We start from the raw sequence: 26,417 nt of genomic DNA, 5'->3' as shown, positions 1-26,417 counted from the left end.
CGCGCCACATGGGCACCGCGCCCACCATGATCATGATCAAGTGATGAGAAGTAGGTCTCCGGATCGTTTCCGACCTACTTTTCATCACTTGATCACTGCGCCGCAGGGCGCCGCCGGCCGTCAGGCGGTGGGCCGCAGTCGTCAGGCGACGGGCAGGGTGCGGTCCAGGAGGTCGAACAGGGCGGCCCAGTGCCGCTCGGTGGCCTTCTCGTCGTACGCCGGGGTGTCGGCCATGGTGTAGCCGTGGTGGGCGCCCGCGTACAGCTCGGAGCGGTAGCGCACCCCGGCGTCGTCGAGCGCCTTCTCCAGCGTGGCGATCTGCTCGGGCGTCATCGACTGGTCGGCGTCGGCGTGCCCGAAGTACAGCTCACCGATGATCGGGGCGACGCCCAGGTGTGGGCTGTCCGGCGCGTCGGTGACGATCCGCCCGCCGTGGAAGCTGGCGACCGCGGCGATGCGGTCCGGGTGCGCCTCGATGGCCCGCAGCGCGTTCGTGCCGCCCATGCAGTATCCGGTGATGGCGACCGGGCCCGGCTGGACGTCCTCGCGGGAGGCCAGGAAGTCCAGGTACGCGGCGGTGTCCCGACTGATCACCTCGGGGGTCAGCGCGCCGACCAGCGGCATGATCTTCTGGAAGAGGGCACCACGCTGGTCCGCCTCGGCGAGTCGGGACAGGTCGAACAGCGGGGCCCGACCGGCCCGGTAGAACAGGTGGGGCGTCAGCACCAGATAGCCGCGCTCGGCGATCCGCTCGGCCATCTCGACCAGGCGCGGGCGCGGCCCGAAGGCGTCCATGAAGAGCAGCACCGCCGGGAACGGGCCGTCCCCGTCCGGTCGGGTCAGGCTCGCGTCCGCCACTCCGTCGCTGGTCGGGATGTCCACCGTCGTCGTCAGCACTGTGCCTCCTCGTACGCCGATCTTGGGCCGTTGGGAACGTTACTCGCCGTGTCGGCGCTCCCGGCCGGCAGCCGCGTGAACGCAGCGTCAAGAAATGGCGGTGGCCCGTCGAAACGGCGTATCGACTGGTGCGCCGCCGCCGACCGGGTGGTGACGATGGGTCCATGAGTCCTTGGCGGATGACACGCTGGGAACGCGGCGGCCTGCCACCCGGCACCGAGCCGGCCAGCGACCCCGGTGAGCCCGCGACCGGATCCGACGCGTCGGAGCGGCGGCACGAGGCGCTCGTGAGCGTCCGGCTCGGCCCGTCCGCGCCCGGCAGTCGGCTTGTGGAGTACCTGCGGCACGAGCCGTGCGCCGTCGCGGCGTGGTGGATCGCCGCCGACGTCGACGCCGTGGTCCGCCTCTCGGCCGACAGCATCACCGTGCTGCACCGCGCCGTGGCCGACCTGCGCCTGCGCGCCGGCGTGGAGGTGGTGGAGGCCAACTACATCCTGCGCGCGCTCGACCTGACCACGGCGGCCGACCCACTCGCCGCAACTGACGCCCGGATGGGGTCCGCCGCATGAGCCGCCCCGGCGGTGCCCACCGGGTCGTGGTGGGGGTCGACAGGTCGTTCGCCGGGATGCAGGCGCTGCGCCGAGCGACGCAGCTGGCCCGCCGCGACGGCGCGCAGTTGGACGCGGTCCGCGCGTGGGTCTTCGCCCCGACGTGGCGGCCCGGCACCCTGACCTGGCGCTGGCAGGACGAGTGCGACCGGGCGGCACTGGTCTACCTGCGCAGCGTGTTCGACGCGGCGCTCGGTGGGGTCCCCCGGGACGTGACCGTGCGGCTGGTGGCGACCCAGGGGTACGCCGGGCAGGTGCTCGTCGACCACGCCTGCCGGGAGTCGGACCTGCTTGTCGTCGGCAGCCCGGAACGCGGCCGGTTCGGTCGGTCCCGTGGCCACGTCACCAGGTACTGCGTGACACACGCGGACGTGCCGGTCATCGCGGTGCCCGCGCCGTCCTGGGCGCGGGCCGCGACGATCCGCCGCTTCGCCCATGACCTCGAACGATTCAGCAGATGACCCGTCGCCGTGGCGGCGCCACTCTTCCGACACGTCTGGAAAGGACCGACCCGACCATGGACGAGGCCCCGATAATCTTCGCTGTCCCGGTGCGTGACCTGCCGGGACGGCTTGTGCGGACGGTGCGGACCGGTCGTTCGCCGCAGGGGCAACGGGTGGGCATCGCCTTCACCCGACCGGAGCTGCTTGTCGCCGCGATGGGCGCGGACCAGCCCTGGGAGGAGCTGTGCGAGGCCGCACTGCGGGGCATGCTGCGCCCGCTCGGCATCGACGTGATCCAGGTCGACCCGCTGCTTGTGGCACCACCGCTGGACCCGCAGACCGCCGCCCGACCGCAGACCGCCGCCCGACCGGCCGCTCAGGCGCGGACGAAGCGGACCGCGTCGGCGACCACGTAGCCGTCGGTGTCCTCGGTACGGATCAACACGCTGCCGTCGGTGCCCGCCGTGAACGGGTAGGTGCCGAGCGCCACCCACTGGCCGCCGGCCTGCCGCTGGTCGACGGTCCTGGTGACCAGCCCGCCGGCGTACGCGATGTCGACAGGCACGTTCGTCGCCCGGTTCGGGTGCCCGGTCCAGCGCAGGTGCACCGTCCACGACCCGGAGGCGGGCAGCGTCGGGCGGAACCGCAGCCGGTTGATCCCCTTGCCGACGTTGTCGTCGTGCTCGTAGTCCGGACCGTAGTAGCCGCCGGTGCTGGTGCTGCGCAGCCACGTCCCGGCCCGGGTGATCCCGGTGGTCGACGCGTTGTCGAGGATCACCTCGCTTGTGGAGCCCCACTCCAGCACCGCGCCGTCCTGTCGCAGTCGGGCCTGGAGAGCGGGCACCGAGACGGCCTGCACGGGGAGGTTCCCGGCGAGCGCCAGGGACGCCGCGGTGGCCGCCGCCTGCCCGAGGATCATGAACACGGGTTCCATCCGGATCGAGCCGTACGCGATGTGGCTCGCCGAGAGGCAGACCGGGACGAGCAGGTTGGCGCACTGCGCCTGGTGCGGAACGATCGAGCGGTAGCTCACCGGGTACGGCGACGGCACGCCGATCTGCACGTCACCCTCGTTGCGGACCTTGCCGTCGACCACCACCCGCTGACAGTTGTGCGAGTCCATCGTGTAGCTGGCCAGGCCCACCGAGTCGGCGGCGCGTATCCGGCCCCGGCAGTCGGCCTCGGTCATCACGTACGCGGAGACCATCCGTCGGGCCTCGCGGATGTAGAGCAGCGGTGGCCACCCGCCGGTGCCGGTGAACTCGTCCACCGGCAGCCCCCACCGGGCCGTCGAGTCGCGCACCGACGCGGGCAGTCGGCTGTCGTTCGCCAGGAACCACATCAACCCCTGCTGGTAGGTGCGGTGCTCGGCGATGATGCTCTCCCGTACCGCCCAACTGGCCGTCGGGTATGAGTAGTTGAAGCCGATGTTGTCGGTCGACACGGCACCGTTGTTGTTGGAGTCGGTCTTCCCGCCGCCGATCGAGTGGGTGGTGAAGTACGGTCCGGCGTAGCCGGCCTGGATGTGCCGCAGCAGCAGCTCGTACCGGATCGGGTCGTAACCGGACGGCTTGCCGAACGGGATCCGGTTGGTCGCCTGGGTCAGGCACATCCGGAAGCAGTACGCCTGGATCCGGTCGTCGCCGCTGCCCTGTGGGGCGAGCGGAGTGGCCGAGATGCCCGGCAGCAGACCGCTGGCCGGCGAGCCGGCCGTGACGTACGGGTCGACGGGGTAGGCGAACTGGTGGGTGTTGCGCGACTGCACCCCGTTGATCGTCTCGCCGTAGGTGTCGTTGGACTCCCGCCCGACGGTGAACCCGACCCCGGCCATGGCCAGCAGGTCGCCCTCGTAGGTGGCGTCGACGAACACCCCGCCCCGGTAGATCGACCCGTCCTCGGTGCGCAGCTCGGTGATCCGGTTGCCGGTACGGCCGATGCCGCTCAGTCGGGCGTCGACGACCACCGGAACGTCCGCCTCGGCGAGCATCTCGGCGAAGACGGCGGTGGCGACGTGCGGTTCGAAGGTCATCCGCAGGGGCGACGTCGGGGTGAGGGTTCCGCCGTGGTACTTCACGTACACCCGGCGGTAGAACTCGGCGGCCAGCCCGCCGATGGACGCCTGGACGCCGGTGTCGGTGGCGCCCAGCCCGGCGGTGCTCAACCCACCGACGTGGCCTGTGGGCTCCACCACCACCGCGGTGCGGCCGAGTCGGCGCATGGTGATCGCTGCGGCCAGCCCGCCGGAGGTGGCGCCGTAGACGACCAGGTCGGCGGTGGTGACGGCGGCTCGGGCGGGGTCGGCCCGGATCGGGTCGTCGAGGCTGGCCAGGACGAGGCCGGCGCCGCCGACTGTCAACAGCCGACGACGGGACAGGTGCAGGGACACGGCGGGGCTCCCGGGGGGTCACCGGTGGAGGGGACGGTCGCAGAAGCACGCCGCTGCCACTGCGAGCGAGATTCTTCAATCTCTGCCGGCGGGTGTCAACAGGTCACGGCCGGTAACGGTAGCCCATTCCCGGCTCGGTGATGAGGTGCCGGGGGCGGGCCGGGTCGTCCTCCAGCTTGCGTCGCAGCTGAGCCAGGTACTGCCGCAGGTAGTTGGTCTCGTTCTGGTATTCCGGCCCCCACACGTCCTGCAGGAGTTGGCGTTGACTGACCAGCTTGCCGGGGTGACGCAGCAGCTTCTCCAGCACGCTCCACTGGGTGGGGGTCAGCTTGACCTCGGTGCCGTCGTCCCTGCGCACGCTGTGGTCGGCCAGGTCGACGGTGTGCTGGCCGATGCGCAGCGCCGGCACCGACTCGCTCGGTGCGCCGAGGCGGCGGGTCACCGCGCGGATGCGCGCCAACAGCTCCTCGACCCCGAACGGCTTGGTGACGTAGTCGTCCGCCCCCGCGTCGAGCGCCGCGACCTTGTCCTCGCTGCCGGCCCGACCGGAGAGCACGATGATCGGCACGGTGGTCCACCCGCGCAGACCCCGGATCACCTCCACGCCGTCGATGTCTGGCAGGCCGAGGTCCAGCACCACCAGGTCGGGCGGGTGGCTCGCGGCGGCCTTCAGCGCGGCGGCCCCGGTGCCGGCGACGTCCACGTCGTACCTGCGGGCACGCAGGTTGATGCGCAGCGCCCGCAGGATCTGCGGTTCGTCGTCGACGACCAGGATGCGCGTCATTCCTGCGGCCCCTCCGAGCTGGTCTGCGCGGCCGGCAGCCGCAGCACCATGGTGAGCCCACCGCCCGGGGTGGTCTCCGGGGTGATGCTGCCACCCATCGCCTCGGCCAACCCACGGGACAGGGCAAGACCGAGACCGACGCCGGTCTGGTTGTCCCGGTCGCCGAGGCGTTGGAACGGCAGGAAGACGTGCTCCCACTGCTCCTCCGGGATGCCCGGCCCCCGGTCGATCACCCGCAGCTCGACCTGGCCGGCGTGGGCGCTCGCGGTGATCGTCGGCGGCTGACCCGGCGGGCTGTAGCGCAACGCGTTGGCGACGATGTTGACGAGCACCCGTTCCAGCAGGCCCGGGTCGGCGGTGGCGGCCGGCAGGTCGGCCGGGATGTCCGTGCCGACGGTCGCGGCCGCCGGGCCAAGTTCGTCGAGCGCCAGGGGTACGGCGTCCTCCAGCCCGATCGCGGTCGCCGAGATGCCGAGGACGCCCGCCTGGAGGCGGCTCATGTCCAGCAGGTTGCCGACCAGCCGGGCGAGGCGGTCCAGCGACTCCTCGGCGGTCTCCAGCAACTCCTCGCGGTCGGCCTCGTCGAACTCGATGTCGTGGCTGCGCAGGCTGGTCACCGCCGCCTTCGCCGACGCCAGCGGCGTACGCAGGTCGTGGCTGACCGCCGCGAGCAGCGCGGTGCGCATCCGGTCGGCGGCGGCGAGCGGCCGGGCGGTGGCCGCCTCCTCGGCGAGCCGTTCCTGGCGCAGCGCGACGGCGGCCTGGGCGGCGAACGCCTCGACGATCCGCCGGTCGGCGGCCTCCAGCCGTCGCCCGCTGAGCACGACGGTGATCCGCTCGTCGACAGGCACCGCCGTCTCCCCGCCGTCGGGCGTGCAGGCGGGCTGCTCGCCGACGCTCGCCACCACGCACCACGCGTGCTCCTCGCGGGCCCGCTCCGGACGCCCGCTCGCCTCCTCGGCCAGCTCCAGCACGCTCACGGCGCGCAGCCCGAAGGTCTCGCGGAGCTGGTCCAGCAGGGCGGGCAGTGGGCGTTCACCGCGCAGCACGCCACCGGCGACGGCGGCGAGGGTCTGCGCGTCGGCGGCGGCCCGAGCGGCCTCCCGGGTACGCCTGGCGGCCACGTCGACGATCCAGCTCACCGCCAGGGCCACCCCGACGAAGACGGCCAGGGCGAGCAGGTTGTCGGCCTCGGCGATGGTGAGCGTGCGGAAGGGCGGGGTGAAGAACCAGTTGAGCAGCAGCGAGCCGCCGAGCGCGGCGACCAGGGCCGGCCACACCCCGCCGACGAGCGCGACCCCGACCACCCCGGCGAGGAAGAGCAGGATGTCGTTCGTCAACGTCAGGTCGGGCAGGGTCCTCAGCAGCAGGGTGAGCAGCGGCATGCCAAGCACCGCCAGGCCGAAGCCGAGCAGCCGGCGGCGGCGGGACAGCGCCGCCGGCACGGCCGCCGCCCGACGGCCCTTGCCGGCCTGCTTGTGGGTGACGAGGTGGACGTCGATCGAGCCGGAGAGGGCGGTGGTGGTCACCCCGACACCCCTGGCGAAGATCTGCGCGAGTCGGCCCCGCCGGCTGGCGCCGAGCACCAGCTGGGTGGCGTTCACACCCTGGGCGAAGTCGAGCAGCGCGGCCGGCACGTCGGTGCCGAGCACCTGGTGGTACGTGCCACCCAGGCTCTCCACGAGCACGCGTTGGCGGGCCAGCTGGGCCGGGTCGGCACCGGCCAGGCCGTCGCTGCGGGCCACGTGCACGGCGAGCAGGTCGGCGCCCTTGCTGCGGGCGGCTACCCGGGCCGCCCGACGGATCAGCGTCTCGCCCTCCGGGCCGCCGGTCAGCGCCACCACGACCCGCTCCCGGGCCTCCCAGGTGGCGGCGATGCCCTGCTGGCTGCGGTAGCGGTCGAGCTGCTCGTCGACCTTGTCGGCAAGCCAGAGCAGCGCCAGTTCGCGCAGCGCGGTGAGGTTGCCGACCCGGAAGTAGTTGCCGAGCGCGGCGTCGATCTTGTCGGGCCGGTAGATGTTGCCGTGCGCCATTCGCCGGCGCAGCGCCTCCGGGGTCATGTCGACGAGCTCGACCTGCTCGGCGGCGCGGACGATCTCGTCCGGCACGGTCTCCCGCTGGGTGGTGCCGGTGATCTGCGCGACGACGTCGTTCACCGACTCCAGGTGCTGCACGTTGACCGTGGACAGTACGTCGATCCCCGCGTCGAGCAGCTCCTGGACGTCCTGCCAGCGCTTGTCGTGCCGGGAACCGGGCACGTTCGTGTGCGCCAGCTCGTCGACGATCGCGATCTCGGGCCGGCGGGCCAGCACCGCGTCCAGGTCCATCTCGGTGAACTCGGCACCCCGGTAGTCCATGCTCCGGCGGGGCACCTGCTCCAGGTCGCCGAGCATCGCGGCGGTGTGCTGCCGGCCGTGGGTCTCCACGAAGCCGATCACCACGTCGGTGCCGCGCGCGGCGCGCCGCTGGGCCTCCTCCAACATGGCGTACGTCTTGCCGACGCCCGGGGCGGCTCCGAGGTAGATGCGCAGTTCTCCGCGTGGCACGGGAACATCCTCCCTGCTCAGATCGGCGGGCGGGGCCGTGCCCGGTGGACACGGCCCCGCCCGCGGTGTGCTCAGCGCGCGGCGAACTGCTTGTCGAGGGCGAGGTTGAGTTCCAGCACGTTGACGCCGGGCTCACCCATGAATCCGAGCGCCCGCCCGTCGGTGTGCTCCTCGACCAGCTTGCGCACCGCCGCCGGGTCCGCGCCGCGCTCGCGCGCGACCCGGTTCACCTGAAGTTCGGCGTACGCCGGGCTGATCTGCGGGTCGAGACCGCTGGCGCTTGCGGTGACCGCGTCGGCGGGTACTGCGGGGTCGGCGGGCGCGTCGCCCCGGATCGGGGTGACCACCCCGCCAGCGGCCACGTAGTCCTCGCCGGGCTTGGCCAGCTCCACCGGCACCCCCTGGTACTCGGCGACGAACGGTGTCGCCGGGGCGGCCTGGTTGACGCTTACCACCCGGGTGACCGTGCCGGTCAGACCGTCGGCGTGGAAGACCGCGAGCACCGCGCCCACCCCGTCGTCGGTGCAGTACGGACGCCGGCCGTCGACCCCGTTGAGTTCGCCGACGGACTTGCTGCGACCGCAGACCTGGGTGAGCAGGCTCTCGCTGGACTCCTCCGGGTCGGTGGCGATGGTGTCGACGACGCTCTCCGGGCCCAGGTTGCTTGCCGAGGTGGAGGTCGGGTCGTAGCCGTCGCCGGCGGCCGAGGGGCGGGACTGGAAGTACCGGGCGACCGGGTTGCCGTCCGCGTCGGTGAAGGACTGGCCGATCAGCGCGCTGCCGACGGTGTTGCCGCCCACGGTGATCAGCGAGCCGTCGGCCCTGTGGTTGAGGCCGGGCAGTTGGCCGAGCGCTACCAGGGCCAGCGGGTAGACCAGGCCGAGCAGCACCGTGAAGACGAGTACGGCGCGCAGCGCGGCGAGGTGTTGGGCGATCCAGGTGGGTAGACGCATCACGAAATCCCCGGGAAGAACTGGATGATCAGGTCGATGAGCTTGATCCCGATGAACGGCACGATGATGCCGCCCAGGCCGTACACCAGGAGGTTGCGGCTGAGCAGCTTCGACGCGGCGGCCGGCCGGTACCGCACGCCGCGCAGGGCGAGCGGGATCAGCGCGATGATCACCAGGGCGTTGAAGATGACTGCGGACAGGATCGCCGACTCCGGGCTGGCCAGGCGCATGATGTTCAGCGCGTCCAGGCTCGGGTAGAGGCCGGCGAACATGGCCGGGATGATCGCGAAGTACTTCGCGATGTCGTTGGAGATGCTGAACGTGGTGAGCGCGCCGCGAGTGATCAGCAACTGCTTGCCGATCTCCACGATCTCGATCAGCTTGGTCGGGTCGGAGTCGAGGTCGACCATGTTGCCGGCCTCCTTCGCGGCCGACGTGCCGGTGTTCATGGCCACCCCGACGTCGGCCTGGGCGAGCGCCGGTGCGTCGTTGGTGCCGTCACCGGTCATCGCGACCAGCCGGCCGCCCTCCTGCTCCCGCTTGATCAGCGCGAGCTTGTCCTCCGGCGTCGCCTCGGCCAGGAAGTCGTCCACCCCGGCCTCGTCGGCGATCGCCTTGGCGGTACGCGGGTTGTCGCCGGTGATCATCACGGTCCGGATGCCCATCCGGCGCATCTCGTCGAACCGCTCCCGCATCCCGGACTTGACCACGTCCTTGAGGTGGATGACGCCCAGCGCGCGGGCGGGCTCACCGTCGACGTGCTCGGCGACGACGAGCGGGGTGCCGCCGGTGCCGCTGATCGCGTCCACGATCTCGCCGACCTGCTCGGTCGGGTGGCCGCCGTTCTCCCGTACCCACTTCATCACCGCGGCGGCGGCGCCCTTGCGGACCCGACGGGCCGTGCCCACCGCGCCGCCGTCCACGCTGGCGTCCGGGGTCAGGTCGACGCCGCTCATCCGGGTCTGCGCGGTGAACGGTACGAAGGTGGCGTGTGGCATCACGCCGGGCTCGCGCTCGCGCAGCCCGAACTCGTTCTTCGCCAGGACGACCACCGAGCGCCCCTCCGGGGTCTCGTCGGCCAGGCTGGACAACTGCGCGGCGTCGGCAACCGTCGCGGCGTCGACCCCCTCGACCGGTACGAACTCGGCGGCCTGCCGGTTGCCGAGCGTGATGGTGCCGGTCTTGTCCAGCAGCAGGGTGTTGACGTCGCCGGCCGCCTCGACGGCCCGCCCGCTCATGGCCAGCACGTTGCGCTGGACGAGGCGGTCCATGCCGGCGATGCCGATGGCGGAGAGCAGTGCGCCGATGGTGGTGGGGATCAGGCAGACAAGCAGCGAGACCAGCACGACGCCTGTCACACCGGAGCCGGTGATCGCCCCGCTGTCCGGTGCCGCCGCCTGGTACGCCTTGGAGAAGATGGCGAGCGGCTGGAGGGTGACCACCGCCAGCAGGAAGATGACCGTGAGCGCGGCGAGCAGGATGTTCAGCGCGATCTCGTTCGGCGTCTTCTGCCGGTTGGCACCCTCGACCAGGGCGATCATCCGGTCGATGAAGCTCTCCCCCGGCTTCTGGGTGATCTTCACGATGATCTGGTCGGAGAGCACCTTCGTGCCGCCGGTGACCGCGCTGCGGTCGCCACCGGACTCCCGGATGACCGGGGCCGACTCGCCGGTGATGGCCGACTCGTCGACGCTTGCGATGCCCTCGACGATGTCGCCGTCGCCGGGCACGATGCCACCGGCCTCGATCAGCACGATGTCGCCCTGCCGCAGCTCCGGGGCGGGCACCGCCTCGTCGCGGTAGGTGTTGGCCCGTGCGCCCGGCTTCCAGTCGATCAGCCGGGTGGCGATGGTGTCCTTCTTGGCCTGCCGCAGCGTCGCGGCCTGGGCCTTGCCCCGCCCCTCGGCGACCGCCTCGGCGAGGTTGGCGAAGACCACAGTCAGCCAGAGCCAGATGGTGATCGCCCAGGCGAACACCGACGGGTCGGTCAGCGCCAGGACGGTGGTGAAGGCCGCACCGACCTCCACGATCAACATCACCGGGTTGCGCCACATCGTGGCGGGGTTGAGCTTGCGTACCGCGTCCGGCAGGGACCGGACCAACTGCTTGGGGTCGAGCAGGCCCCCGCCGATCCGGTTGCCCTGGGTGGCGGGCGTACCGGGGAGCTGCTCTGTCGGGGCGGACGTGACGGACATGTCCTCGTTCCTCATGATGGTCAGAGCCCCTCTGCCAGCGGGCCGAGCGCGAGCGCGGGCAGGAAGGTCAGCGCGACGAGGACCACCGTGACGCCGACGACCATGCCGATGAACAGCGGTCGGTGGGTCGGCAGGGTGCCCTCGGACGCGGGGGTGGGTGCCTGGCGGGCCAGCGAGCCGGCCAACGCGAGCACGAAGATGAGCGGCAGGAACCGGCCCAGCAGCATGCACAACCCCAGCGCCGTGTCCCACCAGGTGGTGTTGACGGTGATGCCGCCGAAGGCCGAGCCGTTGTTGTTGCTGGCCGAGGTGAACGCGTACAGCACCTCGGAGAGGCCGTGCGGGCCGACGTTGAGCGCCGTGGCGTTGTTGCCGGTGGCGAACGCCGCCGCCGTACCGACGAGCACCAGGATCGGCGTGATCAGGAAGTACAGCGAGGCGAACTTGATCTCACGCGACCCGATCTTCTTGCCCAGGTACTCGGGCGTGCGGCCCACCATCAGCCCGGCCACGAAGACCGTGATCACCGCGAGGATGAGCAGGCCGTAGAGCCCTGAACCGGTACCGCCCGGCGCGACCTCGCCGAGCATCATGTTGACCATGGTCATCATGCCGCCGAGCGAGGTGAACGAGTCGTGGAAGGAGTTCACCGCACCTGTCGAGGTGAGCGTGGTGGCGGCGGCGAAGGTGGCCGAGTTCGACACGTCGAACCGCACCTCCTTGCCCTCCATCGCCGCGCCGACCGCCTGCGGCACCGTGCCGTGGCCGGCCAGCTCGAAGATGTTGGTGATGGCGACGCTGAGGAACGCGAGGATGCCCATCACCGCGGCGATGGCGTAGCCCTGCCGGTTCTGCCCGACCATCCGGCCGAAGACCCGGGGCAGGCTGAACGGGATCAGGAAGATCAGGAAGATCTGGAGCCAGTTCGTCCAGGTGGTGGGGTTCTCGAACGGGTGCGCGCTGTTGACGTTGTAGAAGCCGCCACCGTTGGTGCCCAGCTCCTTGATCACTTCCTGGCTGGCGACCGGACCGCCGGTGATGGTCTGGGTGCCACCGGTGAGCGTGCTCACGTCGGTGCCGCCGGACAGGTTCTGCACAACCCCGCCGATCATCAGCGCGATCGCGCCGAGCACCGCGATCGGCAGCAGGATCCGCAGCGTGATCCGGGTCAGGTCGACCCAGAAGTTGCCGAGCTGCCCGGTACGGCTGCGCGCGAAGCCGCGTACCAACGCGACCGCCACCGCGATGCCGACCGCCGCCGAGACGAAGTTCTGCACGGCCAGACCGGCCATCTGCACCAGATGGCCCATGGTCGACTCACCCGAGTACGACTGCCAGTTGGTGTTGGTCACGAACGACACTGCCGTGTTCCACGCGCCGTGCGGCACCACCGGGTCGAACCCCAGCGACAGCCACAGGTGGTTCTGCACCCGCTGGAACAGGTACAGGAACAGGATCGAGACCGCGGAGAACGCCAGCACGCTGCGGGCGTACACGCCCCACGTCTGCTCGGCGGCCGGGTTGACCCCGACCAGTCGGAAGATCCCCCGCTCGACCCGCGACTGCCGGGTGCCGGAGACCGCCCGGAACATGTAGTCGCCGAACGGTTTGTAGACGGCGACGAGGGCCGCCACAAGCGTCACGATGAAGATGACGCCCGCTGTTGTCATGGTCATCAGAAGCGCTCCGGGAACAGCAGGGCGAACACCAGGAACGCGCCCAGGACGATCGCGAGCACCAGACCGACGGCGTTTACCGCGTTCACAGCTTCTCCACCGCCCGGACCACCAGGGCGAGCACTGCGAACAGCGCCACCGTCAGGACCACGAACACCACGTCAGACACGCTGACTCCTCATAGCGGAAAGGTTCGTCGCGACCGCCTTCCGATCGCGCCGGGCAATCAAAGCCCCACCACCCGCCGGACGGCAGGGGTCATAACGCGACCATGACGGCGGCGAACCCTTTCTTGACGTGGTTTTCACACAGGCACCCTGAACAGGTGAAATGGGGCACAGAACCCCCGCGCGGTCCGCGCGGTCAGGACTGGTTGTCCGCCCTTTGCTCTGCACCTGCGGAGGCACCAGCTACAGAGCGTGAGTGTCGCCTCCGCGGGTGCAGAGCAAAGGGCACGCGAGAGGCATGCGCGACCCGGATGGGGTGGCGCATGGGTGGCGGGAGCGGAGGTGCGAGGCCGGGTCAGACCGGGCGGCGGGCCACCAGAACGTCTCGCATGATCGACTGGTCCACCCGGTGCCGCAGCGCGCGGTAGGGCTCGTCGTCGACCACTGTCAGTCCCGCGTCGGCCAGCGCCGCCGCGGCGTCGTCGCGGCTGGCGACATGGGTGTTCCAGGAGATCCCGAGCGCACCGCCGGGGCGCAGCAACCGGGCCCAGACCGGCGCGGCGTCCGCGAGCAACGCCAGCGGGTCGCGCGCCAAACCTCGATCGGCGGTACGACTGCCGTGCTGTACGCCGTACGGCGCGTCGGCCACGACCAGGTCCACGGTCTCCGGGCGGAAGAACTCCGCCGACCGGGCGGTGTCGGCGTTGACCACGTCCAGCAACTGCGTCTGGCCGGCCTTGTGCTCCTCGCGGGTCGCCGCCAGCTCGATCCGCACCCGTCGCCCGACCACCTTGCGCTCCCGCCGCACCGGCCCCGACTCCAGCACCCGGTGCTTGACCCGCTTCTGCTTGAGCCAGGTGGTGATGAACGCCCGGTACGCCTCGACGTCCTTCTGGTCGCGCTCGATCCCGGCGGCGTCGAAGCCGTACATCAGTGCCTGGTTGAGGGTGGTGCCCCGACCGCAGAGCGGGTCCAGAACCCGGAACCGGCGGCTGGTCATCTCGGTGGCCCAGTCCGAGGCGAGCAGGGTGACGTTGAGCAGCAGCTTGGTGAACTGCTCATTGGTCTTGCCCGGGTACTTCTGGATGGTGAGCAGGTCGTCGTCGTAGCGATCCAGCCGGCGCCACTCGATCGGCCGCAGCAGCTCACCGACGATCTCGAAGAGCGCGTACCCGGCGGAGAGGTTGCCCAGGACGGCCAGGTCCCGCTCGGTCAAACCGTCGCCACCGAAGGTGACGTAGGAAGCCCCTCCGACAACCTCGGTGTCCAGCTCGCCGATCCGGCCCTCGAGCGCCGAGCGGCCGAAGATCTCCAGCTCGGCGCGGGTGAGGTCGACGGCGGCGCGGGCGTACACCCGGTTGGTGGCGGGCAGGATGAGCAGGCCGTAACGCGTCATGATCCGGCGAGTATTCCACAACCAGTCACGGTCGCCGGGAACCGGAGCGGCCGCCGGAGCGACTACCGATACATGGGGTGTGAGCAGTGGCGGGAGGTCCTGTCCGCGCAGCTGGACGGGGAGGAGACCGCCGCCGAACTGACGGCGGTGCAGGGGCACCTCGACGGGTGCGCCGAGTGCCGGGCCTGGTTCACGCAGGCCGCGGCGGTGACCCGTCGGGTTCGTACCCGATTGGTCGTTGAGGTGCCCGACCGCACGGCGGCGATCCTTGCCGCCACCGCGGCGGCGCCGGCCCGTCCGTCGTGGTGGCGGCGCGTGACCGGGCGAGGTCGGCTGGTGTCCGGGCCGCGCCCGGCGCGCGGGCGTGGTGGTGCGGTCGCCGGCCTGCGTGCGGTGTTCGGGCGCGGCCCGCTCGTCGTCGGCCTGCGGTCGGCGCTCGGGCTGCTCGGCGCGGTGCAACTGGTGCTCGGCCTGGCCCAGGTGGGCCGGGGCGCGACCGCCGACCACCTGCACCCCACCGGCCAGCACCTGTGGCACGAGTCAGCGGCGTGGAATGTCGCCGTGGGCGCGGGCTTCCTGTTCGTGGCGGTGCGCCGCAGCCCGCCCGCCGGGCTGCTGCCGATGCTCAGCGCGTTCGTCGGCACGCTGCTGCTGCTGTCGGTCAACGACCTGGCCACCGGATCGGTGGGTGGGGAACGACTGATCAGTCACGGCTTCCTGGTGGTCGGCTACCTGATCACCGTGCTGCTGTCCCGGCCCGGTCTGCGCCCAGGCGGGCCGGCACCGCAGCGGCAACCGACACCGTCCCGCTGGCGGTTCGGGGCCGACGAGGTGGACCGGCCGCTGCGGGTGGTGGGCCCCGAGTCCTACCCGGCCCAGGCCGCCGACAGGTACGCCGCCCCGGCAGCGCACACCGGCCCGGCCGACGAACGCCGCGCCGCCTGAGCGGCGCACGCCCTCACCCGTCGGCGCTCAGCTCTCTGGGCGTGCCGGCCCGTCGGCGAGGATCTGCGGCACGACCTGTTCGACAATCGTCAACAGGGTGGTGCTGAGCAGCAGGTGCACCTGGGGCCGGGTCAACGCGCCACGCTGGAGCCACTCCCGGGCGGTCGACGTCGCCAGCCCGCAGTACGCCCGGACCATGCCGCGCAACTCCTCGTGGTGCTCGGCCTCGCCGGCCAGCCCGACGGCGACAAGCATGCGGTCCGCGGCGACCTCCTCGGCCTCGGCGAGCACCCGCTCCACGTCGGCGTCGCCGCCCATCCCCCGGGCGGTGACCGCCGCCAGCCACGAGGTGCTGTGCCGGGACACCACGTCGAGGAACCAGCTGACGCTGGCATCGACCCGGGTCCGCAGATCACCCTTGGGCAGCCGCTCGACGGCCACCTCGGGGATGGTCACCATGACCCGGACGGCCTCCAGGTAGAGGTCCTTCTTCGCACCGAAGTAGTGGTTGACCAGGCCACGGGCGACACCCGCCGCACGGGCCACGTCGGTGGTCGACACGTCCGCGTACGGGCGCTCGCCGAAGAGCCGGACCGCACAGGCCAGGATCTGGCCGCGCCGGGCGTCCGGCTCCAAACGGCGGCGGCGCGGGGCCGTCTCGACACTCATCTGCCCGACCCTATCGACAGCTCACCGGTCAGCCACCGTTCCGCACCTCGATCGCCGAAGCCGGCCACGCCACACGCTCACCTCCTTGATCTTGGCTCACCATGGGGCGGGCGGCTTATTGACAGGTTGCCAACAGGGCGCGAGGGTGGTGCACATGTCGACGCCCGACGGTCCCCCCGCACCCTGGCGCGAGCCGGAACACGACGACCTGGCCGAGCTGGCCCGGGCGTTCTTCACCAAGGAGGTGCTGCCGCACGCCGAGCGGCTGTCGGCGCAGGGTCATCCGGACCGCGAGCACTACCGGCGCGCCGGCGAGCTGGGGTTGCTCGGCCTGTCGGTCCCGGAGGAGTACGGCGGTGGGGGCGGCGGGTTCACCCACGAGGCGGTGCTGCTGCACGAGCAGGCGTACACCGGGGAGAGCAGCCTCGGGCTGGCCGTGCACAGTGGGATCGTCACCGGCTACCTGGCCGCGTACGGCAGCGAGGAGCAGAAGCGGCGCTGGCTGCCCGGCCTGTGCAGTGGTGAGCTGGTCGGCGCTATCGCGATGACCGAGCCGGACGGTGGCTCCGACCTGCAGGCGATGCGGACCCGGGCGGTCCGCGACGGTGACGACTATCTGGTCACCGGCGCGAAGACGTTCATCACCAACGGCGGCCTGGCCGATCTGGTCATCGTGGCCGCGAAGACCGACCCCGAGCAGCGGGCGGCCGGGGTCTCGTTGCTGGTCTGCGAGGTGGGCGGCGACCCGGAGGGCTTCCGCCGGGGGCGCCTGCTGTCCAAGATCGGCCTGCACGCCAACGACACGGCAGAGCTGTTCTTCGACGAACTCCGGGTGCCGGCGGCGAACCTGCTCGGGGGCACCGAGGGGCTGGGCTTCGTCCAGCTCATGCAGCAACTCCCGCAGGAACGGCTTGTCATCGGCGTCGGCGCGGTCGCGGCCATGGAGCGGGCGGTCGCGCTGACCGTGGCGTACGCCAAGGAGCGCACCGCCTTCGGCAAGACCCTGATGGGTCACCAGAACACCCGGATGGTGCTCGCGGAGTGCGCCACCCGCGCCCGGGTCAGCCGGGTCTTCCTGGACGACTGCATCGTCCGGCACACGCGTGGCGACCTGGACGTGGCCACCGCGGCGATGGCGAAGTCATGGCTCACCGACGGGCAGTGCGAGGTCGTCGACAGGTGCCTTCAGCTCTTCGGCGGTTACGGCTACACGACCGAGTACCCGATCGCCCGGATGTACGCCGACGCCCGGGTCCAGAAGATCTACGGCGGCACCAACGAGATCATGAAGGAGTTGATCGCCCGTGCTCTCTGAGGCGTACGTCTATGACGCGGTCCGCACCCCGCGCGGACGCGGCCGGGACACCGGCGCGCTGCACGGGGTCAAACCGATCTCCCTGGTCGTCGGCCTGATCGACGCGTTGCGGGAGCGCAACCCCGGCCTGGACGTGGGCCGGTTGGAGGACCTGCTGCTCGGCATCGTGACCCCGGTCGGCGAGCAGGGCGGCGACCTGGCGCGGGCCGCCGCGCTGCTGGCCGGGCTGCCCGAGCAGGTGGGCGGGGTGCAGCTCAACAGGTTCTGCGCCTCCGGGTTGGAGGCGGTCAACTCGGCCGCCGCGCGGATCCGCTCCGGCTGGGAGCATCTGCTGCTCGCCGGCGGGGTCGAGTCGATGTCCCGGGTGCCGATGGGCTCCGACGGCGCGGCCTGGGCCACCGACCCGCAGACCGCGCTTGCCACGTCGTTCGTGCCGCAGGGCGTCAGCGCCGACCTGATCGCCACGCTCGAGGGCTTCACCCGCGACGACGTGGACGGCTACGCGCTGCGGTCCCAGGAACGGGCCGCCAAGGCGTGGGCCGGCGGGTACTTCAGCCGGTCGGTGGTGCCGGTCCGCGACGGCAACGGACTGGACATCCTCACCGCCGACGAGCACCCGCGCCCGGAGACCACCCGGGAGGCGCTGGCCCGGCTCACCCCGTCCTTCGCCATCATCGGCGAGGCGGCCGGCTTCGACGCGGTCGCGTTGCAGAAGTTCCACTGGTTGGAGGCGATCGAGCACGTCCACCACGCGGGCAACTCGTCCGGCATCGTGGACGGCGCCGCGCTGGTGCTGATCGGCTCGGGCGACGTCGGCCGCGACCTCGGCCTCACCCCGCGCGCCCGGATCGTCGGCGCGGCCGTCACCGGCGCGGACCCCACGCTGATGTTGACCGGCCCGATCCCGGCCACCCGCAAGGCGCTCGCCGTCGCCGGGCTGACGGTCGACGACATCGACCTGTTCGAGATCAACGAGGCGTTCGCCGCCGTGGTGCTCAAGTACGTCCGCGACCTGGGCCTCGACCCGGAACGGGTGAACGTCAACGGCGGCGCGATAGCGCTCGGCCACCCGCTCGGCGCGACCGGAGCGATGTTGCTCGGCACCGCGTTGGACGAGTTGGAGCGCCGCGACCTGCGCCGCGCCGTGGTGACCCTCTGCATCGGCGGCGGCATGGGCGTCGCCACCGTTCTCGAGCGCTGCTGACCCGGAGGACGACAATGACCGACACCATCCGGTACGACCGCGGCGCCGACGGCATCGTCACACTCACCCTGGACGACCCCACCCAGTCGGCGAACACCATGAACCGGGCGTACGCCGCCTCGATGAGCGCGGTGCTCGACCGACTGGAGGCCGAGCCCGACCTCGTCGGGGTCGTCGTGACGAGCGCGAAGTCGACGTTCTTCGCCGGTGGCGACCTGCCCGAGATGATCCGGGCCACCCGCGCCGACGCGCCCGCGCTGGCCGACCTGCTCGGCACCATCAAGCGGGACCTGCGTCGCCTGGAGACGCTGGGCCGCCCGGTGGTCGCGGCGGTCAACGGCTCCGCGCTCGGCGGTGGTCTGGAGATCGCGCTCGCCTGCCACCACCGGATCGCGCTCGACCGGCCCGACAGTCGGCTCGGGCTGCCCGAGGTGACGCTGGGGCTGCTGCCCGGAGCGGGCGGGGTCACCCGGACGGTCCGGATGCTCGGTCTGGCCGGCGCGCTGACCACGGTGCTGCTCACCGGCCGGCGGATGCGTCCGGCCGACGCCCTGGCCGCCGGGCTTGTCGACGAGGTGGTCGCCACGCCGACCGAGCTGCTGGAGCACGCCCGGGCCTGGATCGCCGCCAACCCGCACCCGGCCCAGCCGTGGGACCGGCCGGACTACCGGATGCCGGGCGGCACCCCGGCCAGCCGGTCACTAGCCGCACAACTGCCCGCCTTCCCGGCGACGCTGCGCAAGCAGCTCAAGGGCGCCCGGCTGCCCGCGCCCGAGGCGATCCTTGCCGCCGCCGTCGAGGGCGCACAGGTCGACCTGGAGACCGCCCTCACCGTGGAGACCCGACACCTGATCGGCCTGCTCACCGGGCAGGTCGCCAAGAACATGATCGGTGCCTTCTTCTTCGACCTGAAGGCCGTCAACGGTGGCGCGGCCCGGCCGTCCGACGTGGACGCCCCACCGGTACGCCGGGTGGCGGTGCTCGGGGCCGGCATGATGGGCGCGGGCATTGCGTACGCCTGCGCCAGCGCCGGGCTGGACGTCGTGGTCAAGGACGTCACGCCGGAGGCCGCCGGCCGGGCCCGGGAGCACGCCGAGCGGTTGCTGGCCCGCGCCGTCCGCAAGGGTCGCTCGACCGAGGCGGACGCCGGCGCCGTGCTGGACCGGATCACCACCACCGATCGGGTGGACGCCCTGGCCGGCTGCGACGCGGTCATCGAGGCGGTCTTCGAGGACCCGGCCCTGAAACAGCAGGTCTTCGCCGAGGTCCTGCCCGTGCTGGCACCCGACGCATTGCTCGCCTCCAACACCTCCACTCTGCCGATCACCGGGCTGGCCGCCGGAGTGGACCGGCCGGCGGACTTCATCGGCATGCACTTCTTCTCGCCGGTGGACCGGATGCCGTTGCTGGAGATCGTGGTGGGCGAGCGGACCGGGGACGTGGCGCTGGCTCGGGCGTTCGACCTGGGCCGACGCATCGGCAAGACACCGATCGTGGTCAACGATGGTCGGGGCTTCTTCACCAGCCGGGTGATCGGCCGGTTCATCGACGAGGCGGTCGGCATGGTCGCCGAGGGTGTCCCCGCCGCATCTGTGGAGCAGGCAGCCCTTCAGGCCGGCTACCCGACCGGGCCACTGGCGCTTGCCGACGAGGTCAGCCTCACGCTGATCCAGCGGATCCGCCGGCAGTTCGAGGCGGCAAGCGAGGAGTTCCGACCTCTGCCGGCACACCGCCTGGTGGACGAGCTTGTCGACGCGTACGACCGCCCGGGGCGGGCGGCCGGTCGCGGCTTCTACTCCTACGACGACGGCACCCGGGGCCGGCTCTGGCCCGGCCTCGCCGACCTGACCGCCGAGGCGGGTCGGGCGGTGCCGTTCACCGACCTCCAGGAGCGGATGCTCTTCGCCGAGGCGCTCGACGCGCTGCGCTGCCTCGACGAGGGGGTGCTGCGTACCGAGACCGACGCCAACATCGGTTCGATCTTCGGCATCGGCTTCCCCGCGTGGACCGGGCGGGGTGATCCGCTACGTCCGGCAGTACGCGGGCGGTCCGTCCGGCTTCGCGGCCCGCGCCACCGAGCTGGCCGACCGCTACGGCGACCGGTTCACGCCGCCCGCAGATCTGGTGGACCGGCTCGCCGCCCGCCCCGCCGAGCCCGCCGGCGTCTCCTGATGGCGTCGCCTGTAGATCCAGACGCGCCGACGCGTGCCGGGTCGGGCACACCGGCGCGCGGTGGGCCGCTCGCCGGGGTGCGGGTGGTCGAGCTGGCCAGCCTCGCCCCGGCGCCGTTCGGCTGCATGGTGCTCGCCGACCTCGGCGCGGACGTCGTACGGGTGGACCGGCCGGGCGCTCCGGGTGCGGGCCGGCTGGCCGCGCCGACGAGCGGGCCGTTGCAGCGCGGACGGCGGGTCACCACGCTGGACCTGAAGTCCCCGGGCGGGGTGGCGGACCTGCTGCGCCTCGTCGAGCGGGCCGACGTGCTCGTCGAGGCGTACCGGCCGGGGGTGGCGGAGCGGCTCGGCTTCGGGCCGGAGGTGTGCCAGGCCCGCAACCCCCGACTCGTGTACGCGCGGATGACCGGCTGGGGTCAGGACGGCCCGCTGGCAGCCCGGGCCGGGCACGACATCGACTACATCGCGGTGGCCGGGGCGTTGGAGCCGCTGGGGCGGGCCGGCGAGCGCCCGTACGCGCCGATGAACCTGCTCGCCGACTTCGGTGGCGGCGGAATGCTGCTCGCCGTCGGTGTGCTCGCCGCGCTGCTGGAGCGGGAACGCTCCGGCCTCGGCCAGGTGGTCGACGCGGCGATGGTGGACGGCTCGGCCCTGCTCACCTCGTTCCTGCACGGGCTGCTCGGCACCGGCCTGTGGGCCGCCCCCCGTGGGCGCAACGTGTTCGACGGCGGGGCGCCGTTCTACGACACCTACGCCACCTCCGACGGTGGATTCATGGCCGTCGGCGCGATGGAACCGGCCTTCTACGCCGTACTCCTTGCCGGCCTGGACCTTGCCGACGACCCGGACCTGCCGGCCCAGTACGACCCGAGCGGCTGGGACGAGTTGCGCCGCCGGTTCGCCGAGCGGTTCGCCGAGCGCACCCGGGACGAGTGGACGGCGGTCTTCGCCGACCTGGACGCCTGCGTCGCGCCGGTGCTCGCCCCCGGTGAGGCGCATGAGCACCCGCACAACGCCGCCCGGGGCACGTTCGTCGAGGTGGACGGCGAGGTCCAGCCGGCCCCCGCACCACGCTTCGCCCGCACCCCGACCGCACGCCCCACCCCAGCACCGAACCCCGACCAGGACGCCCTACCGATCGAGGAGATCCTGCCCGGCTGGCCGCAGCGCACCCCACCGCGATGATCAAGAGGTTTGCGTCAAGGATCCGTCCTCTGGTGACGCAAACCTCTTGATCACCACCTCGGGGGCGGGGGTGGGGGTGGGGGTGGCGGTGGGGTGGGGGTGGGGTGGGGTGGGGGCGCGCGGAGGGCCATGTGCCCGTTTCGCGACTCCCGGATGCCGCGCGGCATGATCATGCAGCCTGGAGGCAGCGACAGCCAGATCCCGAGGAGGAGGTGCCCGTGCCGGACGCGGACGAACTCGTCGCCAACGCGCTCGCGGCGGTGCGCGGCACTGACGTACGGCAGGCCGAACGGCAGCTGGACCACTTGATGGTCGGCACGGGCGCCGCGGACGGCACCACGGCGGTGGACGCGGCGTTGCTGCGTCACCTGGTCCGCGGTCTGGAACGGCTGTGGCCACGCGGTTGGCAGCCTGTCGACGTGGACCGGATCACCGCTCGTCGACTCGGCGCCAGCGCGGCCCGGCTGGTCCGCGACGCGATGGCCGCCCAGCGGCGCGGCCAGGCCGAGCCGGTCCCCGCCTGGTGGGACGACCAGCTCCGCGAGCTGGGGGTGACCGTGGGCGGAGCCGACGGAAACATGCTGACCGGCTGGGCCACCCGGGACGGTCTGGACCGGGTTGATGCGCTCCGCGCGGCCGTGGACACCATCGCGCTGCTGGAGAGCCTGCCGCCGATCGCGGTGCTGCGCCCGCCGCCGGGCGTGGCCGGGGCGGCGCTGCCTCGCACGGCGGGCACCGCTCGCAGCGGCTCGCCGATGTTGGACCGGGTACGCGCGCTGCTGGCCAAGGCCGAGTCGACCACCTTCCCGGCGGAGGCGGAGGCGCTGACCGGGAAGGCCCAGGAGCTGATCGCCAGGCACAGCATCGACGAGGCGCTGCTGGCTGCCGGGTCGGAGCGCGGGGACCTGCCCGGCGGGGTGCGCCTGGGCACCGACAGCCCGTACGCGGGCGCGAAGGCGCTGCTGGTGCAGGAGGTGGCGGCGGCGAACAGGTGCGAGGCGGTCTGGTCCGACGATCTCGGCTTCACCACGGTGCTGGGCTGGCCGGCCGATCTGGTGGCGGTGGAGTTGCTCTACACGTCACTGTTGGTGCAGGCGACGGCGGCGATGCTGCGGGGGCGTGCCGAGCGCCGGCCGGGCGCGGGGCGGCGGACGAAGGTCTGGGACGAGTCCTTCCTGAACGCGTTCGCGCTGCGGATCGGCGAGCGGCTGCGAACGGCCACCGAGGCGGCGACCGACGCGGCCACCGACGCGACGGACCAGGCGACGGGCGAGACGACCGGGGCGGAGCGGCTGTTGCCGGTGCTCGCGGCGCGCGGCGAGGCGGTCCGGGAGCGGCTGGATTCGCTCTTCCCCGGCGTCACCCGGCACCGGCTCAGCGTCCGCGACGCCGAGGGCTGGTCGTCCGGCACCTCGGCCGCCGACCGGGCGTCGCTGGATGTCGGGGGCGGTCGGAAGCCCCGGCAGGTGCCCGGCCGACGCGATCAGCGCTGAACCACCCGGCGTGGGACCACCTCCCGCGCAGGTTTCTGCGTTTTTCTTCGGTACGCGGTAGGGATCGGGGGAACGGCTCCGACCCTTCGGTGAGTCGGGCCCCGATCGGGGTGCGACCAGAGCCTGAGGAGTATCGCCGTGAAGTACATGCTGCTGATCTGGAACCGGCCGGGCTTCACCGAGGAGCTGACCGAGCAGGACCGCACCGCCCTCTTCGGTGAGGTCGACGAGATCATGAAGGAGCTGACCGAGACCGGCGAGTTGATCGGCGGCCAGGCGTTGGCAAACCCGTCGCAGACGTCGACGGTCCGGCTCGTAAACGGCCGCCCCGAGATCCTCGACGGCCCGTTCATGGAGAGCAAGGAGCAGTTCGCCGGTTACCTGGCCGTCGACTGCGACAGCCCGCAGCGGGCCGCCGAGATCGCCGCCCGCTGGCCGGACGTCAGGTACGGCGGGGCGATGGAGGTCCGCCCGATCATGGACGAGGCCGGGACGGAGATGTGACCGGGGACCGGACGGTCGAGGATCTGCTGCGCACTGTCGCGCCGCAGGTCCTCGGCCTGCTGGTCCGCCGGCACGGACAGTTCGACAGGTGCGAGGACGCGGTCCAGGAGGCACTTCTCGCCGCCGCGACGCAGTGGCCGGGTCAGGGCGTACCGGACAATCCGCGCGCCTGGTTGCTCACCGTGGCCACCCGCCGGCTCACCGACGAGTGGCGCAGCGAGAGCGCGCGTCGGGACCGCGAGGTGGCGGTGGCGCGGCGCGAGCCGGCGTACGCCGGGGTGGCGCCGGCGGCGGACGCGGAGCCCGTGGTTCCGTCCGACGACGACACCCTCACCCTGCTGTTTCTCTGCTGCCACCCGGCGCTGCCCGGCTCGGCGCAGGTGGCGCTGACCCTGCGCGCGGTCGGCGGCCTCAGCACCGCCCAGATCGCCCGGGCGCACCTGCTGCCCGAGGCGACGATGAGTCAACGGATCCGGCGGGCCAAGCAGCGGATCGAGGCCGCCGGGGCCCGGTTCACGATGCCGGGGCCGGCCGAGCGGGACGAGCGGCTGGGCACGGTGCTGCGGGTGCTCTACCTGATCTTCAACGAGGGCTACACCGCGTCGAGCGGCCCGGACCTGCGCCGGGCCGAGTTGACAGGTGAGGCGATCCGGCTGGCGCGCATCCTGCGCGGGCTGCTGCCGGACGACGGTGAGGTGGCCGGGCTGCTGGCGTTGATGCTGCTGACCGACGCGCACCGGGCGGCCCGGGTGGGGCCGGACGGGGAGTTGGTGCCGCTGGCCGAGCAGGACCGCTCGCGCTGGGACGCTGCCGCCATCGCCGAGGGGGTCGCGCTGATCACCGAGGCGTTGACCTGGTCGCCGCCCGGCCCGTACCAGCTCCAGGCGGCGATCGCCGCGGTGCACGCGGAGGCGTCGACGGCGACGGAGACGGACTGGCCGCAGATCGTCGCGCTCTACCGACTGCTGGCCCGGATCGCGCCGAACCCGATGGTCACCCTGAACCAGGCGGTGGCGGTGGCCATGGTGGACGGGCCCCGGGCCGGGCTCGACCTGCTCACGCCGTTGGACGCCGACGAACGCACGGCCGGGCACCACCGGCTTGCAGCCGTCCGGGCCCACCTGTTGGAGCTGGCCGGGGAGCGCGCTGCGGCACGGGAGGCGTACCTGGCCGCGGCACGTGGCACCACGAGCCGGCCTGAGCAGCGCTATCTGGAGGTGCGGGCAGCCCGGCTAGCCGGGCAGCACTGAGGGCACCCGTTGCCATTGAGGCAACTGTCACCCTGGCGGACATCACCGCCGACGTGGTCGTCCGCGCCACCCGGCGGCGCTGAGCCGGCCCCGGGCGGCGCGGACCACCCGGGGCCGGCGGCGCGATCACACCTCGGGTTCGACGGCCGGGCAACTGGCACCCCGGGCGGGCACCACCCGGTCGATCAGGTACGAGTCGACGGCTCGTTCCACGCACGGGCTGCTGGTGTAGCTGCCGTGTCCCCACCCTTGATAGGTGAGCAGCGCGCCGTGTCGACCCAACTGCCGGGCCACGGTGCGCGCCCAACCGTAGCCGCTGGCCGGGTCGTGCACGGTGGCGGCGAGCAGCAGCGGCACGTCGGTGTGGACCCGTAGCCGATGCTGCGGGTTGGCGACCGGCGTCGGTGCACCCAGGCAGGTGACCAGGGCGAACAGCGCCGGCGGGTAGCGCAGGTCCGGCGCGAGCAGGGCCGCCCGGCGCAGGTGTCCGGCGTACTCGCGGTAGTCGCGGACCGGCAGGCTCCAGTCCTGACAGAAGACCGCAAAGGGGTACGGAGCCACGGCCTCGCCCGTGAGCTGACGCACGCTCGGTGTGACGGTGGTGCGCTCCAGCCGGACGATCCACTCGGCCAACTCCGGCCACCGCCAGGTGTCGTAGAGCCTCTTGTGGGCGAGGCGGCTCAGCTCGAACGGGGCGAGCGCGGCCCCGGCCCGGTCCGGGTCGGTCAGCGAGCCGCGCTCGGCCCGGGTGTGCAGCCCGGCCCAGGCCGCTCGGACGTCCCGACCGTGCAGGACACAGTCGGTCGAGCGGGCGCACCAGGCCAGGAACTCGTCGAACGCGTTCTCCGCGGTCACCGCCTGGGAGTCCAGGAAGGCGCGGGTGCCGAGGCTGTGGTCCATCGCGGCCTCGAGCACCATGGCCCGGACCCGGTCGGGGTACAGCTCGGCGTACCGCTGCCCGAGCAGGGTGCCGTACGAGCTGCCGTGGAAGGTCAGCTGCCGTTCGCCGAGCGCGGCGCGGACGGCGTCCAGATCGTGGGCCGCACTCGTGGTGTCGACGTGGTCGTAGAGCGCCCCGGTGCGGGCCCGGCAGTCGGCACGCAGCAGCGCGTTGTCGGCCCGGACGGCGTCGAACTGGGCCGCGTCGGCGATCACCTGTGGTTGCCGGGCGAGCAGAGCCCGGGCGCACACCACCGGGTGGCTGCCGCCGGTGCCGCGCGGGTCGAAGCTGACGATGTCGAATCGCGCACGCAGGTCGGCGCTGAACCGGGAGCTGCCGTTCACCACCCGGTCGACCCCGCTGTCACCCGGCCCGCCGGGGCCGAAGACCAACGCGCCTTCCCGGGTGGTTGGGTCGGCGAGCCGGCGGGCCAACGACAGGTCGAAGCGCTCACCACGGGGTCGGTTCCAGTCGACCGGCAGCGACAGGGTGCCGCACTCGGCGCTGGTGTCAGTGGCGCAGGGCCGCCAGTCGATCGTCGGAGCGGGCTGTGCTCGGGCGGCTGCCGGGCTCGCCGGGGTCAGGCCGGCGGCCGTGAGGGCCAGGGCGACCGCCCAGCCGACTGCGGATTTGCGTACGCGCAGCATGAGGTGCTGTCCTCTCCTCGAAGGAGCGTTGCCGGTGAAACTC

General features: G+C 72.3%; 21 protein-coding genes and 1 pseudogene. 11 read left to right on the top strand and 11 right to left on the bottom strand.

Annotated elements, in window-relative coordinates; all coding sequences use genetic code 11:
* Positions 1-141 precede the first annotated feature (141 nt).
* Entirely contained in the window at positions 142-897 is a 756-nt protein-coding gene (locus tag ACWER9_RS02570) for a dienelactone hydrolase family protein (protein WP_452300114.1), read from the bottom strand.
* Between the two features lie 164 nt (positions 898-1,061).
* On the opposite strand from ACWER9_RS02570, the gene ACWER9_RS02565 reads away from it, so the two are divergent.
* The 3 genes from ACWER9_RS02565 to ACWER9_RS02555 are packed head-to-tail and all read left to right on the top strand — an operon-like array spanning position 1,062 to position 2,364.
* Positions 1,062-1,466, top strand: a complete 405-nt coding sequence (locus tag ACWER9_RS02565; RefSeq protein WP_452300113.1) for a hypothetical protein — start codon at positions 1,062-1,064, stop codon at positions 1,464-1,466.
* Positions 1,463-1,966, top strand: coding sequence for a universal stress protein (locus ACWER9_RS02560; RefSeq protein WP_452300112.1), 504 nt, complete (start codon positions 1,463-1,465; stop codon positions 1,964-1,966). Before ACWER9_RS02565 ends, ACWER9_RS02560 begins: the two co-directional genes overlap by 4 nt.
* Positions 1,963-2,364 (top strand): SAV_915 family protein, encoded by a 402-nt coding sequence (locus ACWER9_RS02555; protein ID WP_452300111.1) that lies wholly within the window; start codon positions 1,963-1,965, stop codon positions 2,362-2,364. The genes ACWER9_RS02560 and ACWER9_RS02555 overlap by 4 nt, the downstream gene beginning before the upstream one ends.
* Here the strand turns inward: ACWER9_RS02555 and ACWER9_RS02550 are convergent.
* The 8 genes from ACWER9_RS02550 to ACWER9_RS02515 form a co-directional block, all read right to left on the bottom strand.
* Complete coding sequence (locus tag ACWER9_RS02550; RefSeq protein WP_452300110.1) at positions 2,325-4,334, bottom strand: FAD-dependent oxidoreductase; 2,010 nt, start codon at positions 4,332-4,334, stop codon at positions 2,325-2,327. The genes ACWER9_RS02555 and ACWER9_RS02550 overlap by 40 nt on opposite strands.
* A gap of 103 nt (positions 4,335-4,437) precedes the next feature.
* The gene (locus ACWER9_RS02545) at positions 4,438-5,118 is read right to left on the bottom strand and encodes a response regulator (RefSeq protein ID WP_357758729.1); all 681 of its coding nucleotides are present in this window, start codon (positions 5,116-5,118) and stop codon (positions 4,438-4,440) included.
* Positions 5,115-7,664, bottom strand: a complete 2,550-nt coding sequence (locus ACWER9_RS02540) for a DUF4118 domain-containing protein (RefSeq protein WP_452300109.1) — start codon at positions 7,662-7,664, stop codon at positions 5,115-5,117. The genes ACWER9_RS02545 and ACWER9_RS02540 overlap by 4 nt, the downstream gene beginning before the upstream one ends.
* Positions 7,665-7,735: 71 nt before the next feature.
* The gene (locus ACWER9_RS02535) at positions 7,736-8,617 is read right to left on the bottom strand and encodes a potassium-transporting ATPase subunit C (RefSeq protein ID WP_452300108.1); all 882 of its coding nucleotides are present in this window, start codon (positions 8,615-8,617) and stop codon (positions 7,736-7,738) included.
* A complete protein-coding gene (gene kdpB / locus ACWER9_RS02530; RefSeq protein WP_452300107.1) occupies positions 8,617-10,812 on the bottom strand; it encodes a potassium-transporting ATPase subunit KdpB in 2,196 nt (731 codons plus the stop codon). Before kdpB ends, ACWER9_RS02535 begins: the two co-directional genes overlap by 1 nt.
* Positions 10,813-10,832: 20 nt before the next feature.
* Positions 10,833-12,488, bottom strand: coding sequence for a potassium-transporting ATPase subunit KdpA (gene kdpA, locus ACWER9_RS02525; RefSeq protein WP_452300106.1), 1,656 nt, complete (start codon positions 12,486-12,488; stop codon positions 10,833-10,835).
* Positions 12,488-12,577 (bottom strand): K(+)-transporting ATPase subunit F, encoded by a 90-nt coding sequence (gene kdpF, locus ACWER9_RS02520; protein ID WP_036390805.1) that lies wholly within the window; start codon positions 12,575-12,577, stop codon positions 12,488-12,490. The genes kdpA and kdpF overlap by 1 nt, the downstream gene beginning before the upstream one ends.
* A 433-nt stretch (positions 12,578-13,010) precedes the next feature.
* Entirely contained in the window at positions 13,011-14,051 is a 1,041-nt protein-coding gene (locus ACWER9_RS02515; protein WP_452300105.1) for a TRM11 family SAM-dependent methyltransferase, read from the bottom strand.
* 72 nt (positions 14,052-14,123) lie between these two features.
* On the opposite strand from ACWER9_RS02515, the gene ACWER9_RS02510 reads away from it, so the two are divergent.
* Positions 14,124-14,996, top strand: a complete 873-nt coding sequence (locus ACWER9_RS02510; protein ID WP_452300104.1) for a zf-HC2 domain-containing protein — start codon at positions 14,124-14,126, stop codon at positions 14,994-14,996.
* A gap of 27 nt (positions 14,997-15,023) precedes the next feature.
* On the opposite strand, the gene ACWER9_RS02505 is transcribed toward ACWER9_RS02510, so the two are convergent.
* Positions 15,024-15,665 (bottom strand): TetR/AcrR family transcriptional regulator, encoded by a 642-nt coding sequence (locus tag ACWER9_RS02505; RefSeq protein ID WP_452300103.1) that lies wholly within the window; start codon positions 15,663-15,665, stop codon positions 15,024-15,026.
* A gap of 154 nt (positions 15,666-15,819) precedes the next feature.
* Between ACWER9_RS02505 and ACWER9_RS02500 the strand changes: the two genes are divergently transcribed.
* The 7 genes and pseudogenes from ACWER9_RS02500 to ACWER9_RS02470 all read left to right on the top strand — a co-directional run bounded on the left by ACWER9_RS02500 (position 15,820) and on the right by ACWER9_RS02470 (position 24,787).
* Entirely contained in the window at positions 15,820-16,980 is a 1,161-nt protein-coding gene (locus tag ACWER9_RS02500) for an acyl-CoA dehydrogenase family protein (RefSeq protein WP_452300102.1), read from the top strand.
* Positions 16,970-18,184, top strand: a complete 1,215-nt coding sequence (locus tag ACWER9_RS02495; protein ID WP_452300101.1) for an acetyl-CoA C-acetyltransferase — start codon at positions 16,970-16,972, stop codon at positions 18,182-18,184. Before ACWER9_RS02500 ends, ACWER9_RS02495 begins: the two co-directional genes overlap by 11 nt.
* 14 nt (positions 18,185-18,198) lie before the next feature.
* A pseudogene (locus ACWER9_RS02490) lies at positions 18,199-20,356 on the top strand (3-hydroxyacyl-CoA dehydrogenase NAD-binding domain-containing protein).
* On the top strand, positions 20,356-21,540 hold the full coding sequence (locus ACWER9_RS02485; protein ID WP_452300100.1) for a CaiB/BaiF CoA transferase family protein: 1,185 nt from the start codon (positions 20,356-20,358) through the stop codon (positions 21,538-21,540). The pseudogene ACWER9_RS02490 and the gene ACWER9_RS02485 overlap by 1 nt, the downstream one beginning before the upstream one ends.
* 218 nt (positions 21,541-21,758) lie before the next feature.
* Positions 21,759-23,033, top strand: coding sequence for a DUF2786 domain-containing protein (locus ACWER9_RS02480; RefSeq protein WP_452300099.1), 1,275 nt, complete (start codon positions 21,759-21,761; stop codon positions 23,031-23,033).
* 147 nt (positions 23,034-23,180) lie between these two features.
* A complete protein-coding gene (locus ACWER9_RS02475) occupies positions 23,181-23,537 on the top strand; it encodes a YciI family protein (protein ID WP_452300183.1) in 357 nt (118 codons plus the stop codon).
* A complete protein-coding gene (locus tag ACWER9_RS02470; RefSeq protein WP_452300098.1) occupies positions 23,534-24,787 on the top strand; it encodes an RNA polymerase sigma factor in 1,254 nt (417 codons plus the stop codon). Before ACWER9_RS02475 ends, ACWER9_RS02470 begins: the two co-directional genes overlap by 4 nt.
* Before the next feature lie 126 nt (positions 24,788-24,913).
* Here ACWER9_RS02470 and ACWER9_RS02465 read toward each other — a convergent pair whose 3' ends face one another.
* Positions 24,914-26,374: an alpha/beta hydrolase gene (locus ACWER9_RS02465; RefSeq protein WP_452300097.1), complete on the bottom strand. Its 1,461-nt coding sequence runs from the start codon at positions 26,372-26,374 to the stop codon at positions 24,914-24,916.
* Between the last annotated feature and the right edge of the window lie 43 nt (positions 26,375-26,417).

This window comes from Micromonospora sp. NPDC003944, assembly GCF_053605225.1.
The sequence above is the reverse complement of the archived record's forward strand: the minus strand, read 5'-3'. Positions and strand labels throughout refer to the sequence as shown.

Coding starts and splice junctions, on each gene's coding strand:
- ACWER9_RS02565 (WP_452300113.1), top strand. CDS start 1,062: ATGAGTCCTTGGCGGATGACACGCTGGGAACGCGGCGGCCTGCCACCC.
- ACWER9_RS02560 (WP_452300112.1), top strand. CDS start 1,463: ATGAGCCGCCCCGGCGGTGCCCACCGGGTCGTGGTGGGGGTCGACAGG.
- ACWER9_RS02555 (WP_452300111.1), top strand. CDS start 1,963: ATGACCCGTCGCCGTGGCGGCGCCACTCTTCCGACACGTCTGGAAAGG.
- ACWER9_RS02545 (WP_357758729.1), bottom strand. CDS start 5,118: ATGACGCGCATCCTGGTCGTCGACGACGAACCGCAGATCCTGCGGGCG.
- ACWER9_RS02535 (WP_452300108.1), bottom strand. CDS start 8,617: ATGCGTCTACCCACCTGGATCGCCCAACACCTCGCCGCGCTGCGCGCC.
- kdpB (WP_452300107.1), bottom strand. CDS start 10,812: ATGTCCGTCACGTCCGCCCCGACAGAGCAGCTCCCCGGTACGCCCGCC.
- kdpA (WP_452300106.1), bottom strand. CDS start 12,488: ATGACCATGACAACAGCGGGCGTCATCTTCATCGTGACGCTTGTGGCG.
- ACWER9_RS02515 (WP_452300105.1), bottom strand. CDS start 14,051: ATGACGCGTTACGGCCTGCTCATCCTGCCCGCCACCAACCGGGTGTAC.
- ACWER9_RS02510 (WP_452300104.1), top strand. CDS start 14,124: ATGGGGTGTGAGCAGTGGCGGGAGGTCCTGTCCGCGCAGCTGGACGGG.
- ACWER9_RS02505 (WP_452300103.1), bottom strand. CDS start 15,665: ATGAGTGTCGAGACGGCCCCGCGCCGCCGCCGTTTGGAGCCGGACGCC.
- ACWER9_RS02500 (WP_452300102.1), top strand. CDS start 15,820: ATGTCGACGCCCGACGGTCCCCCCGCACCCTGGCGCGAGCCGGAACAC.
- ACWER9_RS02485 (WP_452300100.1), top strand. CDS start 20,356: ATGGCGTCGCCTGTAGATCCAGACGCGCCGACGCGTGCCGGGTCGGGC.
- ACWER9_RS02475 (WP_452300183.1), top strand. CDS start 23,181: ATGCTGCTGATCTGGAACCGGCCGGGCTTCACCGAGGAGCTGACCGAG.
- ACWER9_RS02465 (WP_452300097.1), bottom strand. CDS start 26,374: ATGCTGCGCGTACGCAAATCCGCAGTCGGCTGGGCGGTCGCCCTGGCC.